Genomic DNA, 18213 nt, shown 5'->3' with positions numbered 1-18213 from the left:
CCGATAATGCTCGCACCCAAGAGCACGGGGAGGGCGCACGTACGGCGACCGATGCGGCTTTTGGGGGTGGTCGAGCGGGGCGTGTCCGTCGGCCGGTTGCGCGGAGCCCTTCGGGCCGGCGCGGGAGGGTGGAGGATCCGGATGGACCTTCAGTCTTCCGGTCGGACGGCGGGAACACCTCCGCGGAGCCGAAAGACGGTCGCCACAGGCGCGGGCTGAAATCGCCCGCGCGGTCCGGACGGGGTTTCGTCGCCCCTCCGCCCGTCGGGGGCTTCCATCGGAGCGGGTTAAAAATCCGCGACCCGAAGGCTCCCGGATAACGGTTCCACGCGAAGCGCCTGCACTTCGTCGAAACGGTACACATACTGCAAATCCTCCGGGCGAGGCCCGGGCGCTTCGCACCCTCCTCATCCACTCAGCGGGCGTCCGCGTGAGGCGCGGCCTCATGCGGCCTCGGAGCATTTTTGAGTACGGGCCCCATACTGATATGATATCATAGGTGATGTGAAATGCGTGCTGGATACCAATGTCGTGGTCGCCGCGATGCGTAGTCCGACCGGCGCGTCGGCGGCTTTGTTGCGCGCGGCGCGGCGGGGGGACCCACGGCTTTTGGCCAATGTCGCCTTGGCCCTCGAATATGAGGCGATCTGCGGTCTTGAGCGGCATCGCGAGGCCGCCGGACTCGACCAGGCGCAGGTGGAGATTTTTGTGACCGCCGTGATCGCCATGGCCCAACCGGTGGAGAGCTATTTCTTCTGGCGGCCGCAATTGCGCAACCCCGCCGACGAATTCGTGTTGGAGGCCGCCGTCAACGGCCAGGCCGATGCGATCGTCACGTTCAATGGTCGCGATTTCGGCGCCGCGCCGGCGCGTTTTGGCGTCGCGGTCTGGACACCGATCGAAGCCTTGCGGAGACTTGCACCATGAAGACCCGTCAAAGCACCTATCCCCTGAGGCTGCCGACCTCGGTTCGAGCCGAGGTGGAGCGTCGCGCCAAGGCCGATGGCACGAGCGTCAACCAGTTCGTGGCCACGGCCGTGGCCGAGAAGCTGGCGGTCATGAACACCGCGGCCTTCTTCGCCGAACGGCGGTCGAAGGCCGATTTCGCGGCCTTCGACCAGATCCTGTCGCGGGCCGACGGCGCTGCGCCCGAGGACGATGACCGGCTGCCCTAGAGTCTATCGCGTGGCTGGCTCCAGGCTTCTGTTCGCCGAATGGGCGCCACCTCACCGCGCGAAGCCCTAGGCCCGCACCACCATCTTCGGCACGATCAGGGCCGCGGCGTTCACGCGTTCGCCGCCGGGCTGCATGACCTCCAGGTGGACGTGGTCGGTGATGCCCGGATAGTGGCCCTGCAGGCTCTGGTCGGCGCCGATGGTCTGGCCCAGGCGGACGCTCTGGCCGACCTCGACGCTGGGGGTGACATAGAAGGCGCGGGCGACATAGCCGAGGGCGGGATTGGTGATCTCGACGAATTTCAGGTCGCTGGAGCCGCTGTAGGCGTAGCCGATCTTGGTGACATAGCCCGAGATCGGGGCGCGGACGTCCTGGCCGGCGGTGGCGACATAGTCGACGCCCTCGTGGTCGCGCGAGCCGCCGTCGCGGCGGGCCCCGAAATTGCCGTCGCCGAACTCGTCATGGCCGCGCGGCGCGGTGCCGGTCGGGTTGGCGAAGTCGGGAGCGCCGTCGCCGTCGATGTCGGCGCCGCTCCAGACCAGTTCCTTGCGCACCGGCCGCTGCGGCTTGGCGTTCAGCTGGTCGAGCAGGCGCTGGACGGCCGCCGAGGGAGCGTGCTGGGCGGTGTGCGGATTCTCCATCGCCGCCACGACGATCGGTGCGAAGACCAGGGCCAGTCCAAGGGCGCCGCGCCCCAGGCGAGCAAGTTTCTTCGCGGCCGATGGTTGCATCAAATCATCCTAGGGTCGTTGAGGGATCGTTCGGGCGTGCTGGACGTTTAGGCGTGGTTAACCGCCAGATAAGGCGAAGACATGGCGATCCTGGTGCGACCGCACGTCACGCCTGCGCGCCTCTATGCTTGGCTGTATTGAACTCTACCGCAACGATAAGATCGAAGCGTCGGCCGTGGCGCCGCTTAATGCTCTGGCTTGAGTCGGGAAATCAAGCGCGGCTGGGAGGGGAGGCGAAGGCGACGCAGGCCTTCAGCACCTCGGCGAGGGCGCTGCGCAGGAAGGCGGCGCGGGGCGGGTGATAGGGCGTGGGCCAATTCTCGGGCGTCAGGGCCGGCGGCTCGTCGATATAGCCGCGGCAGGCCAGCTCCATCTGCACGGCGTGGACGCCCTGTTCGGGCCGGCCGTAGCGGCGGGTGATCCAGCCGCCCTTGAAGCGGCCGTCGGTGACCCGGGGCAGCCCGGTGGCGTCGCAGGCGGCCTCGACCGCGGCGGTCAGGGCCGGGGCGCAAGCCGCGCCGCCGTTCGTGCCGATGTTGAACTGCGGCAGCTCGCCGTCGAACAGGCGCGGGGCCCGCGAGCGGATCGAGTGGGCGTCATAGAGCACCACCTGGCCATGGACGGCCCGCAGGCGATCGAGCTCGCCGCGCAGGGCCTCGTGATAGGGATCGAAAAATTGCGTCCGTCGAGCGGCGATCGCGGCCGCGTCCGGCTCCTGGCCCGGCCGGTACAGCGGCTCGCCGTCGAAGGTCTCGGTCGGGCACAGGCCGGTGGTCGCCTGGCCCGGATAGAGCGAGGCGCCCGACGGGTCGCGGTTGACGTCGATCACCGTCCGCGAAACGGCCGTGCGGACCACGGTCGCGCCCAGGTCGCCGGCGAAGTCGTAGAGCTGCTCCAGCCACCAGTCGGCGTCCTTGCGGGCCAGCCAGGGCGAGGCGAGGCGGGCTTCCAGGTCCGGCGGGATCTCGGTTCCGGCGTGCGGGATGCTGACGACGAGCGGGGCGTCGCCGCGGCGGACGTGGAGCCAATCGCCGCTCACCCCTCCAGCCCCGGCAGCTCGACCGCCGACGCGGCCACCACCACGGCGCCGGAGCGCACCAGGGCGTTGGCGGCCTCCAGGTCGGGATGGAAATGGCGGTCGTCCGACAGGTGCGGAACCTCCGCCCGCAGGATCCGCCGCACGTCCTCCAGCGGCGGGCTCGAGGCCAGCGGCGCGTGGAAGTCGCAGCCCTGGACGGCGGCCAGCAGCTCGACGCCGATCACCGCCTCGGCGGCCTCGACCATGGCCAGCAGCCGCCGGGCGCCATGGGCGGCCATCGACACGTGGTCCTCCTGGTTGGCCGAAGTCGGGATGGAGTCGACGCTGGCCGGATAGGCCTTCTGCTTGTTTTCCGAGACCAGGGCCGCGGCGGTGACCTGCGGGATCATGAAACCGGAGTTCAGGCCCGGCTTGGGGGTCAGGAAGGCCGGCAGGCCCGACAGCGCCGGGTCGACCAGCATGGCGATGCGGCGCTCGGCGATCGAACCGATCTCGCAGATGGCCAGGGCGATGATGTCGGCGGCGAAGGCCACCGGCTCGGCGTGGAAGTTGCCGCCCGACAGGGCCTCGTCGGTGTCCGGGAAGATCAACGGATTGTCGGAGACGCCGTTGGCCTCGGTGCTCAGGGTGACGGCGGCCTGGCGCAGGATGTCCAGGACCGCGCCCATCACCTGCGGCTGGCAGCGCAGGCAGTAGGGGTCCTGCACGCGGGTGTCGCCCAGCCGGTGGGAGTCGCGGATCGCCGAGCCGGCCATCAGGGCGCGCAGGGCGGCGGCGGTCTCGATCTGGCCGGGCTGGCGGCGCAGCGTGTGAATGCGCGGGTCGAACGGGGTGTCCGACCCCTTGGCCGCCTCGGTCGACAGCGCCCCGGTGACCAGGGCCGACTGGAACAGACGCTCGGCGTCGAACAGGGCGGCCAGGGCGTTGGCGGTCGAGAACTGGGTGCCGTTCAGCAGGGCCAGGCCCTCCTTGGGACCCAGCACCAACGGCGCGAGCCCGGCCTGGGCCAGGGCCTGGGCGGCGGGCAGGCGGCGGCCGTCGACGAACAGCTCGCCGACCCCGATCATCGTCGCGGCCATGTGGGCCAGGGGCGCCAGGTCGCCCGAGGCGCCGACCGAGCCCTGGCACGGAACGACCGGGGTCAGGCCCTGCACCAGCATCGCCTCCAGCAGGTCGGTGGTCGCCGGCCGCACGCCCGAGGCCCCCTGGGCCAGGCTGGCCAGCTTCAGGGCCATCATCAGCCGGATCACCGCCACCGGCGACGGCGCGCCGGTGCCGGCGGCGTGGGACAGCACGATGTTGCGCTGCAGGCTCTCCAGGTCGGCGTCGTCGATCCGCACGCTGGCCAGCTTGCCGAAGCCGGTGTTGACGCCATAGACCGGCTCGCCCCGCGCCAGGATGCGTTCGATGGCGGCGGCGCTGGCGGCGATCGCCGGCCCGGCGCTGGCGTGCAGGCGGGCCGGGGCGCCGCGATAGACGGCCTTCCAGTCGGCGAGGCTGACCTCGCCCGGGTTCAGAACGACTGTGATCACGCGATTTCACCCTTCCAGACCCGCCCATGCAGCGGATTGAAGCCCATGCGGTAGACAAGCTCGGCCGGCCGCTCGATGTCCCAGATCGCCAGGTCGCAGGCCTTGCCGGCCTCCAGCGTACCGACCTGGTCCAGTCGCCCGAGCGCCCGCGCCGCCTCGCGGGTCACCCCGGCCAGGCACTCGTCGACCGTCATCCGGAACAGGGTGGCGGCCATGTTCATGGTCAGCAGCAGGCTGGTCAGGGGCGAGGTGCCGGGATTGCAGTCGGTGGCCAGGGCCAGCGGCACGCCGGCGGCCCGCAGGCCGGCGATCGGCGGCAGTCTGGTCTCACGCACGAAATAGAAGGCGCCGGGCAGCAGCACCGCGGTCGTGCCGGCCCGGGCCATGGCCGCGATCCCATCCTGGTCGAGATGCTCCAGGTGGTCGGCCGACAGCGCCCCGAATTCGGCGGCCAGGGCCGCGCCGTGCAGGTTCGACAGCTGCTCGGCGTGCAGCTTGACGGGCAGGCCGTGGGCCCGGGCCGCCTCGAACACTCGCCGCGTCTGCGCCGGGGTGAAGCCGACGCCCTCGCAGAAGGCGTCGACCGCCTCGGCCAGGCCCTCGGCCGCGACGGCGGGGATCATCTGTCGGCAGACCAGGTCGATATAGCCGTCGGCATCGCCTGCGAAGTCCGGGGGCAGGGCGTGGGCGCCGAGGAAGGTGGGGGTCACCGACACCTTGCGGGCGTCGGCCAGGGCGCGGGCGGCGCGCAGGCTCTTGAGCTCGTGGTCCAGCGACAGGCCGTAGCCGGACTTGATCTCGATCGTGGTCAGGCCCTCGGCGATCAGGGCGTCCAGCCGGGGCAGGGCGCCGGCGACCAGTTGGTCCTGCGACGCCGCGCGGGTGGCCTTCATGGTCGAGACGATGCCGCCGCCGGCCCGGGCGATCTCTTCGTAGGACGCGCCGGCCAGCCGCAACTCGAACTCATGGGCGCGGTCGCCGCCGAACACCAGGTGGGTGTGGGGATCCATCAGGCCCGGGGTGATCCAGCGGCCCTCGCAATCGATGACCTCGGCGGCGTCGAGGGCGGGCGCCTCGGCGGCGGGGCCGGCATAGAGGATGCGGCCGTCCAGGGCGGCGACGACGCCGTCCTGGACCACGCCCAGCCCCGGCCGGCCGGCGGCCAGGGTCGCCAGACGGGCCTTGCTCCACAGCCGATCGCAGCGCATCCGTCCCGATCTCCCGCCGCTGTCCGGCCTCTTGCCGTCGGCTCTAATATGTATAGACATATCCACGCGCCACGAGGATTGTCCAGTGACCGACGCCGAGTTTCCACCTGTTTACGAGCCGCCGCGAGCCTCGGCGAGCCTGTGGTTCGAGCAGGCCCTGCTGGCCGACGGCTGGGCCCGCGACGTGCGGCTGACGCTCGCCGACGGCCTGATCGCCCGGGTCGACACCGGCGTGGCCCGCCAAGCGGACGAACCAGCCCACGGCCCGGTCGTGCCCGGCCTGCCCAACCTGCACAGCCACGCCTTCCAGCGGGCCATGGCCGGTCTGGCCGAGACGCGGGGACCGGCCGGCGACGGCGACGACAGTTTCTGGACCTGGCGGGCGTTGATGTACCGCTTCCTCGACCGCCTGGGCCCGGACGAGGTCCAGGCGGTCGCCGCCCTGGCCTATCTGGAGATGCTGGAGACCGGCTTCACCCGGGTCGGCGAGTTCCACTACCTGCACCACGACAAGGACGGATCAGCCTATGCCGACCCGGCCGAGATGGCGGCGCGGATCGCGGCGGCGGCCGAGGAGACCGGGATCGGCCTGACCCTGCTGCCGGTGTTCTACGCCCATGCCGGCTTTGGCGGTGCGGCGCCGGGCGAGGGGCAGCGGCGCTTCATCCACGATGTCGACGGCTATGGCCGGCTGATCGAGGCCAGCCGCGGCGCCGTGGCCGGCCTGGCCGACGCCGTGGTCGGCGTCGCGCCGCACAGCCTGCGGGCGGTCACGGCCGAGGAACTGGCGGCGATCATGCCGCTGGCCGGGACCGGGCCGATCCACATCCACATCGCCGAACAGACGGCGGAGGTCGACGCCTGCCTGGCCGCCACCGGCCAGCGCCCGGTGCGCTGGCTGCTGAACAACGCCGAGGTCGACAGGCGCTGGTGCCTGGTCCACGCCACCCACGTCAACGCCACCGAGACCGAGCGCCTGGCCAGGAGCGGGGCGGTGGCCGGACTCTGTCCGATCACCGAGGCCAATCTCGGCGACGGGGTGTTTCCCGCCGCGGAATTCCTGGCGGCCGGCGGGACGTTGGGGATCGGCTCGGACTGCAACGTGCTGATCGACGCGGCCGAGGAGCTGCGGAACCTGGAATACGCCCAGCGCCTGATGCGGCGGGCCCGCAACGTCCTGGCGCGGGGGCCGGGAACCGCCACCGGCGGCGACCTCTACCGCGCCGCCCTGTCCGGCGGGACCCAGGCCCTGGGCGCGGCGAGCGGCGGGCTGAAGCGCGGCCGGCCGGCCGACTTCGTGACCCTGGACCGCGCCCATCCGGCCCTGGTCGCCCGCGACGGCGACGCCCTGCTCGACAGCTGGGTGTTCGCCGGCCGACACGGCGCAATCGACGGCGTCTGGCGACGCGGCCGCCAGGTGGTCAGCGGCGGCCGCCATCACCGACGGGACGAGATCGTCGCCCGCTACCGGACGGTCCTGAGCCGCGTCATGGCTTGAGCGACATTTCGGCGACCCTGCACCAGCGCATCGGCGGCGAGACCTGCCGCTTGAGCGCCGGAGGTGCGGGCGCCTGACCGTATTGCTGCCGAACGCGCGGGCGCGGACTAGGAAAGTTCATTCAATGCGACAGGGAAAATACCAGATATGTCAGCCGCGGCGGGGGTCGGCGCGCTGACGTAGACCCCGCGAAAAACTACGTTAAGACGAGTGTGTCTCTTGTCGCGATTGCGAGGCCTTGTTATGCTCCCGGTTGTACGGGGGCGTCTTGATTTCTGCAGCTTTTCTCGGCGTCGCTGCGGCGGTGCAAGCGCTTCCATCGTCGGATGGAGCCATCGAGGCCGTCGGCGCCGAAGTCGGCGCGGCCATGGCGCGCCGCAACTGGCGTGAGGCGCAGGCCAAGCTGAATCTCCTGCCACTGAATCTTCTGGCGACGCCCGACGTCCAATTCGTCCAGGCGTTCCTTGCGCGACGACTGGGTCGCACCGATGAAGCAATCGATCTTTACCAACGCATGCTGGACAGCGACGGCGCCTTGCTACGTGTCAGGCTTGAGCTGGCCGACACCTTCCTTGAGGCTGGCGACGATCGCGCCGCTGAGCATAATTATCGCTTGGCTCTGGCCTCGACGCCGCCACCTATCGTGCGCGAGCGGGTCGAGGCGCGGCTGAAGACGATCGCCGAGCGTCGGCGCTGGCGCTACAGCTTCAGCCTCGCTGTCGCGCCGGACACCAACGTCAACGCCGCCACCGATGCACGCGAACTGCGGATTTTCGGTCTCCCCTTCGAACTGTCCGACGAGGCCCGCCGTACGTCCGGCGTGAGTCTCAGCACCATGGCCTCGGCGGAGCGCACCGTGCCGTTGAGGGGCTCGACCCGCCTGGCGATTGGCGGCTGGGGCTCGTTCACCGACAATGAGCGCGAGGCTTTCGACGACGGCGCCTTGGGCGTCCGCGCGGGGCCGCAGTTCTGGGTGGCCTCCGTACGCATGGACGTCCAAGCCGTGGCTAACCGGCGCTGGTTCGGCGGTGAGGGCCTCTCGACCACCGCCGGCGTCCAGACCGAAATGCAGTGGGGTTGGGGCCGGTCGCAACGTCATGCGATGCTGGCGGTGCAACACTTGGACTATGACGTGGGTCGCTCCCGCGACGCCTGGATCTACAGCGCCGCGTGGGACCGCACGCGCTTTCTCAGCGCCACGCGCTTTTGGCGGCTGACGTTGGCGGCCAATCGGGCCGACGCTGACGAGGATGCCGAATCGTTTTGGCTCGGACGCCTATCAACGGGCGTCTACCAGACCTTGCCCGCCGGTTTGGCCATCTGGGTCGAGCCGTCCGTCGAGCGCCGCGCCTATGACGCGCCGAGCGTCTTCGGCGACAAGGCGCGTCGCGACACCGAGTTGGCCTTGTCGGCCCGTCTCTTAAAGCGCGATTGGCGTTGGCGCGGCTTCAGCCCCTATGTCGGCGCAGAGAAGAGCCGCAACGCCAGTAATCTTGACATCAATGATTTTACTCGACTTAGGGTCGAATTTGGGGCGACCCGGACGTTTTGACGAACGGTCGCCTAGCCTGGGGGGAATATATGAGGATCACTGCCAAGATTCTGCTGATGAGCGCCGCAGCCGGCGCCCTGACCGCCTGCGGCGGGGGTGGTGGCGGTGGCAGCGGTCCAAGCGGCGGCGTGGTCACGCCGCCGCCTGTGGCGGCGTCCGTGCTGCTCGCGCCCATGGCCTTGGCGGTTGGCGGGAAATCCGGATCGACCGCCGCGTCAAGCGCCAACAACTTCTCCATCACCGATCCCGACACGCCGGGAGCGGCGACCTACTCGGCCCTCAAGATTGATGGCGACGAAACCATCCGCATTCAGGCGACGGCCGGCGGCGCGACGATCGATCAGACCTTGGCGGCGGCCGACTACAAAGGTGAGGTCCGTACGTTCTGGGGATCGTTCAACATCTATCAGGGCCCGAACAGCTACGGCACCCGCGTCCTGATGGCGCGGGAGTGGCGCAACGCCCAGGGCAGTCTGCAGATCATCGGCCTGGAGGAAGGCGACCATCTCCTGGGCCTGCCCAAGCCGACCAACGATTTGGCCGACGCGGTTTCCGTCGTCAAATGGACGTCCTCAAGCGGCGCGGCGGTTACCGGCTACGGTTTGCTCGGCGACTTGGCCAGCAATATCCCCACGACAGGAGCGGCGCGGTTTCGCGGCGAGGCGATCGGCTATCTGGCGGCGGGAACTGGCGGCGCGCCGCGTGAATTCGTCGCGCGGGCCGGCCTCGATGTCGACTTCGCGTCGGCCACCCTTCGGGGCGGCGTGAGCGATCTAAAGTTCGATGGCCTGGTCAGTCCTTCAGGGCGCTACGACTTTAGCTACCAAGGCCAATTGGCCAGCGGTAAGTTCGACACCACCCAGGTCGATGCGCCGTTCCTTACAGGCGAAAGCGGGGCGGTTCACGGCCAACTCCATGGCCCGGCCAACGACCTGGAGGTCGGCGGGGTCTTCAACCTGTCGTTCGCAGACAGCAACCTGGTCGGCGCGTTTGTGGCGGGCCACCCGTCCGATGTCGATCTTTTGGCGACCGGCGATCTGCGCTTGCGCCCCTCCTTCTCGAACCTGATCTCTGGACCCGGCTACACGAACGCCTATTACAACCAAAACGACATCGAACTGTCAGGCGGCGCGTCCAGCAACATCGAGGTCCTCAACTACAATCCGGGCGGTTTCGTGCTGGGTGACGAAAGCTATGGCCTGAGAACGAACGACAACGCCTACACGCTCGTTTCCGACTTCGCGGCGAGCAGCTACGCCGGCCGTGAAACCACCCTCGATTATCGTCCCTCCGACCATGATCCCTATAGTCGGGCCATCGAGGCCGATACTTGGCAAGATCACGGCGCGACGCTAAGGCGCTTCTCCACGCTGGGCGTCCAGATCGGCGGCGTGTGGTATGCGCCGGCGCTGGTCCAGGCGCTGGAATACGTCAATCCGGCTCTATCGGCCGGTCTGGAGCAACGAGTCTATCTATCGACCGGACCGCATGCCTCGACCCTGCCAACGTCCGGCGTGGCGCGTTACGCTGGTGAATCCATCGGTGCGATCACGGATCTTGCGGCGGGCAAGACCTATAGGACAGCGTCGCTGGCGACGATCGATGTTCTGTTCGCGACTGGTGAGGCGCGCGGCAGTCTCAGCGATTTCCGTGTCCTGAACGCAGACAGCAAGACCAATGTCGACGGTTTGGCCATCTACGGCGTCACGTTCGCTGCGCCGATCAGCCAGGCTCGGTTCGACGCGACCGCCGCTGTGGTGGACCTCTATGCGGGTGGACAGCGGCGTACGGCAAGCGGGCACCTGCGCGGCGACTTCTATGGCGGCTCCGCCTCGGAACTCGGCGGCATCTATGATTTCAATGTGCCTGGCGTAGCTGCGGCGGCGGGGGTGTTCGTCGCGGCGAGCAACGCCTTCAAACCGCCGGTGCTGGCCTATCTGTCCGATACGACTTTCAGCGCCGCGCCGAATGCAGGCCTGTTCACGAGCACGACCCGCGACTTGACCGATCTCGGTGTGACCTGGGGACGGATGGGACCCGACACTGGTGACGATCGCTACAACATCGTTTTCCAGAACAGCTACAACGCAGTGCAAACTTTCAGCAACGCGACCAAAGGCAGTAGTTTCGCCCATTTTGTTTCCAGCGTGTCGGGTTTCGACTTCGACTATACGAGCTTGCTTAGTTGGCAAGACTCGAGCACGGGTCCGACCGTGTTCGTGGCCCTGGGCCAGCGGACCACCGACATGCCCGTCACGGGCTCGGCCAACTACAAAGGTGCGGCCAACATGGTCTACGCCACCGGCTCAAGCTCGCTGTTCACCACGGGCAAGCTGGCGATGACGGTGGATTTCGCGAGCGGCGCGCTGAACGGCTCGATCACCGAGGCCCCGACCGCGAACTTCCGAAATCTCGACTTGACGTTCAACGCCACGGTCAACGGCTCACAGTACGCCGGCCAATTCTCCACGACCGATCAACTCCTAAAGGGACCGATGAAAGGCGTGTTCGCGGGTCCAGGGGCGGTCGAGACGGCGGGCACGTTCACCGCTACGACCCATGGCGCAGGGGAGTCGCTCGACGGCGGCTTTCTAGCGGTCAAACAGTAGGCCGCGCGAGCGGTGATAGAGAGCATTCGCCCCCATAGGAGTGTTCGCGTCGGACCCTGCCGACAACCCGACCTTCAGATCGCCGCCGCCGGGAAATGTCTCGCCACCTCTCCGTGAAACGGGAGGTGGCCGCCAGGTGGTCGCGGTGTCCGCCGTCTAGACCAGCCCCGGCCCGGAGATCTTCAGCACCGGCGTGAAGGCCGGCCGGGCGCTCGGCAGGGTCACGCGCAAGCCCTGGCCGTCGCGCTTGAAGGCCAGGGGCTCGCCGCCGCCCAGAAGCTCAACCCGCCGCACTTCACCGGCGCTGGTCGGGCCCGAGGTCGCCAGGCTCTCGATCAGCAGGTCGCCGTCCGGCCAGGCCATCGGCAGGGCGTAGAGGTCGCCGGCCTTGGTGACGAAGCGGATGTCGGCGGCCTCGAACGGCTTGGCGTCGCCCTCGTTCTGCATGCCCTCGACCAGCTTGGTCGGGCCCTCGCCATAGATCCGCCAGGGGCGCGAGGCGTAGATGGCCGGGCCGTTGACGGCGATCCAGCCGGCCATGCCGTCGAGGACTTTCTCCTCCTTGTCGTCGATCGTGCCGTCGCCGCGCTGGGGGATCGAGACCATCAGGCAGCCGTTCTTGCTGACCACGTCGATCAGGCGCTGGATCACGTCCCTGGCGCTTTTGTAGCCGTCGCGGTCATAGAGGCCGCGGTCGTAGTGCCAATTGCCAATGCAGGTGTCGGTCTGCCAGGGCTCGGGCCGCAGGCGGTCGGAGAAGCCGCGCTCGACGTCCTCGACGATGCCCCGCCGTTGCAGCGGGCTGAGTTTCTTGCCGGTGACCACCACGTCGGTGGCGCCCCGCGCCGCCAGGGCCTGGTTATAGTAGTGCGCCGTCGCCGCCAGGCCCGCCTGGCCCAGCGGCAGGGTGTAGTTGTCGAAATAGACCATGTCCGGCCGGTAGCGGTCGACCAGGTCGTTCTGGCGGGCCAGCCAGCTGTTGACGAAGCGCGGATTGTTCGGCGGCGGGGTCTCGATCCACTCGCCGTCGTGCTGGTCGTGCCAGGCGTTGGCGGCCTTTATGCTGTCGACGCCGTCGGGGATCAGCATGTTGGGGCCAGTGTAGAGCTCCTGCGGGTCCAGCCCCTGCCACCACTTGCCTTGGCCGTCGGCCTTGGTCAGGCGATAGGCGTCGTAGCGCCGGCCCTTCAGCGGACCCTCGGCGTCGTAGCCATAGGCCGTCTGCCACCAGTGCCAGGCGTGGGCCGAGTGGTTGGAGACCCCGAAGCGCATGCCGTGGGCGCGGGCGACCTTCTCCCAGGCGCCGACGATGTCCCGCCCCGGACCGACGCGCAGCGTGTTCCAGGCGTGGTGGCGGCTGGCGAACATGTCGAGGTTGTCGTGGTGATTGGCCATCGACATGAAGTAGCGGGCCCCCGCGGCCTGGTACTTCTTCATCAGGCCCTCGGGGTCCCAGCGATCGGCCTTCCAGCGGTTGATCAGCTCCATGAAGCCGAACGTCGTCGGGTGGCCGTAGGTCTTGACGTGGTGCTCGTAGACGCCGTTGCCCTGGATATACATCTGGCGGCCGTACCAGTCGCCGTATTCGGGCACGCATTGCGGACCCCAGTGCGACCAGATGCCGAGCTTGGCGTCGCGGAACCAGTCGGGGGTCTTGTAGCCGGCGGCCAGGGACTCCCAGCTGGGCTTGAAACCGCCCTTGGCGGCGGCCAGGGCGGGCGCGGCCGAGGCGGCGGCCAGGCCGGCGCCGAGGTTCAGGATGTCGCGGCGATTGAGGGCCAAGGGTGTTCCTCCGGAGTTTTTAGGGTTTGGCCGGGGCGGGATCGCCATAGACGATCCCCCGGCCATGGACGCCGAGATAGACCCGACCGAACCGGCGCGGATCGCCGGTCAGGGCGCTCAGCTGGGCGAAGCCCCAGGCCTCGTCGTTGAGCTTGAGCCAGGCCTTGCCGACGTCGTCGGAGCGGAACACGCCCTCGGCGCCGCCGACCTTGCCCCACAGGAACACCGCCGGATGGCTCTGGCCCGGCCCGGCCTTGCCGAAGCCGACCAGGCCGGCCTCGTCGACGCCGCCGACGGCCTTGAAGCTGTCGCCGCCGTTGGTCGAGCGCATCAGGCCCTGGACGGTGGCCAGCCACAGCTCGCCCTCGACGCCGGGCACGGCCTTCAGCGCCCGACCGCCGGCCAGGCCGCGGGCCAGCGTCCTGAAGGTCTCGCCGCCGTCGGTGCTGGCCAGCACCGCGCCCTGGGCGGCGTCGTAGAGATAGAACCGCAACGGATTCACGCGATCGGAGGCCGGGACGAAATTGGGCTGGTCGCCGGCCGCGACGCCCTGGACCGGACGCCAGGTCCTGCCCTGGTCGCTGGACAAGTAAGGGCTGGCCCGGCGCATCGCCCAGACCATCCGCTGGCCGTCGGCCGACAGGGCGATACGGCCGGTGTCCTTGCCGGCGTCGCGCGGCGGCGAACTGGCGAAGGCTTTCCAGCTCTTGCCGCCGTCGGTCGAACGGAAGCCGCCGGTCGGGGTCGGATCGCTGGTCCGCACCATCAGGTCGGGCGCCTGCTCGGCATAGTCGAGGCCGCGGTTGGTGCCGCCGTTCGGGGTGAAATAGCGGCTGTTGGCGACGGAGGTCAGGTCGTTGTGGCGAAAGCCGCCGATGTCGCCGATGGCGCTGACCAGCGGCGCGCCTTGGGAGGGGCTGACCAGTTCCAGCGGCACGGTCTCCTCGATCCCCTCGTCGTCGAACCGCCAGTCGGTGCGGCCCGAACGGTCGGCCTCGGTCAGGTTCCTTGTCCGCCACAGGCCATAGCCGGTGACATAGATGGCCTCGTCCGGATTGGTCGGGTCGATGTCGACATCGCCGATCCAGTGGCCGAATTCGCGGCCGGGCTTGGTCGACAGGCCGGCGACCCAGGCGGCGCGACCAAGGTCGTGCCGGGCCTTGTCGCGCAGGCCCTTCCAGGTCTTGCCGCCGTCGGTGCTGCGGAACACCTCGTCGCCGGCCCCCCAGCGGTCGAGGGTCGAGACCAGGATCACGCCGGGATGGGCCGGATCGAGGCTGAGGCCGCCATAGCCGAAGACGTCGCCGCCGCCGGGCCGGATCGGGGTGATGTCAGTCCAGGCCCCGCTGTCGGGGTCGAACGTCCAGACCGCGCCGTCGGTGACGCCGTTCGGCCCCAGGCCATTGCCATAGGCGACGTGGACCACGCCCTCGGCGTCCAGCGCCAGGTGATGCGGGACCAGGCCCTTGGGCTGGCCGCTGACCAGGCCCCAGGTGTCGCCGCCGTCGGTGCTGACCAGCAGGCCGCCGCCGCCCCCACCTTTCTTGGAAGCGCTGGTCACCCCAGCATAGATGATCGCCGTCGCGCCGGCAGCGGTCTTCAGGGCGGGGTCGAACGCCACCAGGGTGACGTGCAGGCGGGGGAAGGCCGCGACCCGGGCCCAGGTCGCGCCATGGTCGGCGCTGCGATAGAGGCCGTCCTTGGCGCCCAGCAGCAGCACCGCCCCCGCCTGCGGATCGACCATCAGCCGCTCGCCGGTGTTGCGGCCGTCCTCGTTGCCGCCGATCTTGACCGGCAGCTCGACCTTGGTCCAGGTCGCGCCGCGGTCGGTGGAGGCCAGCAGGGCCCCGCCGCGGGCGTAGGGGCCGGTATATTCGCCGGCCGCCATGTACAGGCGGTCGGGGTCGTGCGGGTCGACCGCCAGGCTGAGCGCGCCGGCCAGCTGGTTGTCGGCCCGCTTGAGGCCGTCATTGAGCGCCACCCAGGCCCCGGTCGTCCGGTCGAGGCGATAGGCCCCGCCGATGTCGGTGCGGGCATAGACCAGCCCCTTCTCGGTCGGATGATAGACCACGCCGCTGACGAAGCCGCCGCCGAGGATCTCGGCGCTGCGCCAGGCGTAGGGCGTCGTCGCGGGGGCGGCGGCGAGGGCGGTGGCGGCCAGCAGGCCGGCCGCGGCGGCCAACGCCAAGATAGGTTTCAGGAACAAGTTGGATCTTTCGTCTAGCCGGCCGGATCCAGGCGGACCGCCGCGCCGCCGCTGGGGGCGAGCTTCAAGGGCAGGACTTCGCCGCGCTTGACCGCCTGCTTCGAGGCCATGAGGTCGGCGGCGGCCGCAAATTGTCGCATGTGGTCGCTCCCCAACCGTTTCTATTTGTCACACAAATTAGACCGTGTATGGATCGCCGTCGAGCCTTAGATACCGGTACCAGCGAACGACGACCGGATTGCTCGAAACGTCTCGGCATGCCAATGACAGCGTTGTCGGGTTTCAACGATAAATGATGCGGGGGAGTTATGAACACCAAGGCCTTTTGCGCAGCGCTGCTGGCGACCACCCTCCTGACCGGCGCCGCATCGGCCGCCGAGACCAAGAGCACGGCTCATCCGGCCCTGTGGCCCGCGGCCAAGAGCCAGGGCTTGGTCGATCCCCAAACCGAAGCCTTCGTCGATTCGCTGCTGGCCAAGCTGACCCTGGAGGAGAAGGTCGGCCAGATGATCCAGGCCGACTTCGCCTCGATCAAGCCGGAAGACCTGAAGACCTATCCGCTGGGCTCGATCCTGGCCGGCGGCAGCTCGCCGCCGCTCGGCGCCCCCGACCGTTCGCCGATCGGCCCGTGGCTGAAGTCGGTCGAGGCCTTCAGGGCCGGGGCCGACACCCGCCCGGGCGGCACGCACGTGCCGCTGATGTTCGGCATCGACTCGGTGCACGGCAACGGCAATGTCGTCGGCGCCACGCTCTTTCCGCACAACAGCGCCCTGGGCGCGACCCGCGATCCGGAGCTGATCCGCAAGATCGGCGCGGCCACCGCCCAGGAGACCGCCGCCGCCGGCTTCGACTGGGCGTTCGGCCCGACCCTGACCGTGCCGCGCGACGACCGCTGGGGCCGGGCCTATGAGGGCTATTCGGAAGATCCCGAGATCGTCCGCAGCTATGCCGGCCAGATGATCCTGGGCCTGCAGGGCGCGGTCAGCCAGGGCCACGTCATCCAGCAGGGCCATGTCGCGGCCAGCGCCAAGCACTTCCTCGGCGACGGCGGCACCTTCGAGGGCCACGACCAGGGCGACACCCGGGTCTCGGAATCCGAGCTGATCCGCCTGCACGCCCAGGGCTATGTGCCGGCCGTCAACGCCGGGACCCTGACCATCATGGCGTCGTTCAACAGCTGGAACGGCGAAAAGATGCACGGCAACAAGAGCCTGCTGACCGACGTGCTGAAAGGCAAGATGGGCTTCGACGGCTTCATCGTCGGCGACTGGAACGGCCACGGCCAGGTGGCCGGCTGCACGCCCAAGAATTGCCCCCAGGCCGCCAACGCCGGCCTGGACATGTACATGGCCCCCGACAGCTGGAAGGAGCTGTTCGCCAATACCGTCGCCCAGGCCAAGTCTGGCGAGATCCCGATGGCCCGCATCGACGATGCGGTGCGCCGCATCCTGCGGGTCAAGGCCAAGCTGGGCCTGTTCCAGCAGGCGCGCCCGCTGGAAGGCCGCGAAAGCGTGATGGCCAGCCCCGAGCACCGCGCCATCGCCCGCCAGGCGGTGCGCGAGTCGCTGGTGCTGCTGAAGAACAACGGCGTGCTGCCGCTCAAGGCCTCGGCCAACCTGCTGGTGGCCGGCTCCGGCGCCGACGACATCGGCCAGCAGGCCGGCGGCTGGACCCTGTCGTGGCAGGGCACCGACAACACCAAGGCCGACTTCCCCAACGCCCAATCGATCTATTCGGGCCTGAAGGAGGCGGTCGAGGCCGCGGGCGGCTCGGCGACGCTAAGTGTCGACGGGACCTTCGCCAAGAAGCCGGACGTCGCCGTCGTGGTGTTCGGCGAGACGCCCTACGCCGAGGGCGTGGGCGACATCAAGACCCTGGAATACCAGCCGGGCGCCAAGACCGACCTGGCCCTGCTGAAGAAGCTGAAGGCGGCCGGCGTGCCGGTGGTGGCTGTGTTCCTCAGCGGCCGCCCGCTGTGGGTCAACCCTGAGATCAACGCCTCGGACGCCTTCGTCGCCGCTTGGCTGCCGGGCTCGGAAGGCGGCGGCGTCGCCGACGTGATCGTCGGCGACAAGGCCGGCAAGCCGCGCACCGACTTCCATGGCAAGCTGGGCTTCAGCTGGCCGCGCACGGCCGGCCAGTTCACACTGAACCGCGGCGACAAGGGCTACGATCCGCAGTTCGCCTACGGCTACGGCCTGACCTACAAGGACAAGGTCCGACTGGGCCAGCTGTCGGAAAAGCCCGGCTTCACCGTCAAGACCGAGAACGTCACCAACTACTTCATCGGCGGCAAGACGCCCGAGCCGTTCGCCTTCAAGCTGACGCCGACCACCGCCGTCCAGATGCGGCCGGTGGACGCCGGCAACGTGCAGGAGGCCGGCCGTCAGATCACCTTCTCGGGCGATACGCCGGCCACGGCGGCCCTGGCCGCCGACCGGCCCTTCGACCTGTCGTTCCAGGCCAACGCCGACATCGCCCTGCTGGTCGATTATCGCCTCGACGCCAAGCCGACCGCCCCGGTCAGCCTGGCGATCGGCGGGGGCAAGCTGGACGTCACCCCGGTCCTGGCCGCCGCCCCGGTCGGCGAATGGACCAGCCTGAAGGTGTCGCTCAAGTGCTTCCAGGCGGCCGGAACCGACGTCGCCAAGGTCGCCGCCCCGTTCGAGCTGACCACGGCCGGCAAGCTGGTGGTGTCGCTGCAGAGCGTCAAGCTGACCACCGATCCGGCCGGGGCGGTGTGCCCGGGCAAGGCCGCGAATTAGGTTTCTTGTATCCGCTCATCCCGGCGAATGCCGGGACCCAGATGGTATGGCTGAGTGCTGGTTCCGTGAACTCACCGCTCTTCCAGTCAGCCTCTCGGCTTTGGGATCTGGGTCC

13 protein-coding genes are annotated in these 18213 nt (G+C 69.1%); 6 read left to right on the top strand and 7 right to left on the bottom strand.

Annotated features, from left to right (window positions below; all coding sequences use genetic code 11):
- Nucleotides 1–513: 513 nt before the first annotated feature.
- Together ACIPQB_RS12425 and ACIPQB_RS12420 are read left to right on the top strand one after the other, a co-directional pair.
- On the top strand, nucleotides 514–927 hold the full coding sequence (locus ACIPQB_RS12425; RefSeq protein WP_446485542.1) for a PIN domain-containing protein: 414 nt from the start codon (nucleotides 514–516) through the stop codon (nucleotides 925–927).
- Complete coding sequence (locus tag ACIPQB_RS12420; protein ID WP_446485541.1) at nucleotides 924–1175, top strand: YlcI/YnfO family protein; 252 nt, start codon at nucleotides 924–926, stop codon at nucleotides 1173–1175. Before ACIPQB_RS12425 ends, ACIPQB_RS12420 begins: the two co-directional genes overlap by 4 nt.
- Before the next feature lie 66 nt (nucleotides 1176–1241).
- Here the strand turns inward: ACIPQB_RS12420 and ACIPQB_RS12415 are convergent, their stop codons facing one another.
- The 4 genes from ACIPQB_RS12415 to hutI all read right to left on the bottom strand — a co-directional run bounded on the left by ACIPQB_RS12415 (nucleotide 1242) and on the right by hutI (nucleotide 5686).
- Entirely contained in the window at nucleotides 1242–1907 is a 666-nt protein-coding gene (locus ACIPQB_RS12415; RefSeq protein ID WP_446485540.1) for a M23 family metallopeptidase, read from the bottom strand.
- Nucleotides 1908–2118: 211 nt separating this feature from the next.
- Nucleotides 2119–2946, bottom strand: coding sequence for an N-formylglutamate deformylase (gene hutG / locus ACIPQB_RS12410; RefSeq protein ID WP_446485539.1), 828 nt, complete (start codon nucleotides 2944–2946; stop codon nucleotides 2119–2121).
- Nucleotides 2943–4478, bottom strand: a complete 1536-nt coding sequence (gene hutH, locus ACIPQB_RS12405) for a histidine ammonia-lyase (protein ID WP_446485538.1) — start codon at nucleotides 4476–4478, stop codon at nucleotides 2943–2945. The genes hutG and hutH overlap by 4 nt, the downstream gene beginning before the upstream one ends.
- Nucleotides 4475–5686, bottom strand: a complete 1212-nt coding sequence (gene hutI, locus ACIPQB_RS12400; RefSeq protein WP_446485537.1) for an imidazolonepropionase — start codon at nucleotides 5684–5686, stop codon at nucleotides 4475–4477. Before hutI ends, hutH begins: the two co-directional genes overlap by 4 nt.
- Nucleotides 5687–5771: 85 nt before the next feature.
- Here hutI and ACIPQB_RS12395 point away from each other — a divergent pair, with 85 nt between their 5' ends.
- The 3 genes from ACIPQB_RS12395 to ACIPQB_RS12385 all read left to right on the top strand — a co-directional run bounded on the left by ACIPQB_RS12395 (nucleotide 5772) and on the right by ACIPQB_RS12385 (nucleotide 11345).
- Nucleotides 5772–7184 (top strand): formimidoylglutamate deiminase, encoded by a 1413-nt coding sequence (locus ACIPQB_RS12395; protein ID WP_446485536.1) that lies wholly within the window; start codon nucleotides 5772–5774, stop codon nucleotides 7182–7184.
- A 268-nt stretch (nucleotides 7185–7452) separates the two neighbouring features.
- On the top strand, nucleotides 7453–8736 hold the full coding sequence (locus tag ACIPQB_RS12390) for a surface lipoprotein assembly modifier (RefSeq protein WP_446485535.1): 1284 nt from the start codon (nucleotides 7453–7455) through the stop codon (nucleotides 8734–8736).
- Nucleotides 8737–8765: 29 nt separating this feature from the next.
- The gene (locus ACIPQB_RS12385; RefSeq protein ID WP_446485534.1) at nucleotides 8766–11345 is read left to right on the top strand and encodes a transferrin-binding protein-like solute binding protein; all 2580 of its coding nucleotides are present in this window, start codon (nucleotides 8766–8768) and stop codon (nucleotides 11343–11345) included.
- Between the two features lie 156 nt (nucleotides 11346–11501).
- Here the strand turns inward: ACIPQB_RS12385 and ACIPQB_RS12380 are convergent, their stop codons facing one another.
- The 3 genes from ACIPQB_RS12380 to ACIPQB_RS12370 are packed head-to-tail and all read right to left on the bottom strand — an operon-like array spanning nucleotide 11502 to nucleotide 15473.
- A complete protein-coding gene (locus ACIPQB_RS12380) occupies nucleotides 11502–13175 on the bottom strand; it encodes an alpha-L-fucosidase (protein WP_446485533.1) in 1674 nt (557 codons plus the stop codon).
- Nucleotides 13147–15315 (bottom strand): hypothetical protein, encoded by a 2169-nt coding sequence (locus tag ACIPQB_RS12375; protein WP_446485532.1) that lies wholly within the window; start codon nucleotides 15313–15315, stop codon nucleotides 13147–13149. The genes ACIPQB_RS12380 and ACIPQB_RS12375 overlap by 29 nt, the downstream gene beginning before the upstream one ends.
- A gap of 32 nt (nucleotides 15316–15347) precedes the next feature.
- Nucleotides 15348–15473, bottom strand: a complete 126-nt coding sequence (locus ACIPQB_RS12370) for a hypothetical protein (RefSeq protein ID WP_446485531.1) — start codon at nucleotides 15471–15473, stop codon at nucleotides 15348–15350.
- Nucleotides 15474–15641: 168 nt separating this feature from the next.
- Between ACIPQB_RS12370 and ACIPQB_RS12365 the strand changes: the two genes are divergently transcribed.
- Nucleotides 15642–18098 (top strand): glycoside hydrolase family 3 protein, encoded by a 2457-nt coding sequence (locus tag ACIPQB_RS12365; RefSeq protein WP_446485530.1) that lies wholly within the window; start codon nucleotides 15642–15644, stop codon nucleotides 18096–18098.
- Nucleotides 18099–18213: the final 115 nt, after the last annotated feature.

This window comes from Caulobacter sp. LARHSG274 (genome assembly GCF_052871235.1).
This window is presented reverse-complemented; position numbering and strand designations above follow the sequence as displayed.

Coding starts and splice junctions, on each gene's coding strand:
- ACIPQB_RS12420 (WP_446485541.1), top strand. CDS start 924: ATGAAGACCCGTCAAAGCACCTATCCCCTGAGGCTGCCGACCTCGGTT.
- ACIPQB_RS12415 (WP_446485540.1), bottom strand. CDS start 1,907: ATGCAACCATCGGCCGCGAAGAAACTTGCTCGCCTGGGGCGCGGCGCC.
- hutI (WP_446485537.1), bottom strand. CDS start 5,686: ATGCGCTGCGATCGGCTGTGGAGCAAGGCCCGTCTGGCGACCCTGGCC.
- ACIPQB_RS12385 (WP_446485534.1), top strand. CDS start 8,766: ATGAGGATCACTGCCAAGATTCTGCTGATGAGCGCCGCAGCCGGCGCC.
- ACIPQB_RS12380 (WP_446485533.1), bottom strand. CDS start 13,175: ATGGCGATCCCGCCCCGGCCAAACCCTAAAAACTCCGGAGGAACACCC.
- ACIPQB_RS12370 (WP_446485531.1), bottom strand. CDS start 15,473: ATGCGACAATTTGCGGCCGCCGCCGACCTCATGGCCTCGAAGCAGGCG.
- ACIPQB_RS12365 (WP_446485530.1), top strand. CDS start 15,642: ATGAACACCAAGGCCTTTTGCGCAGCGCTGCTGGCGACCACCCTCCTG.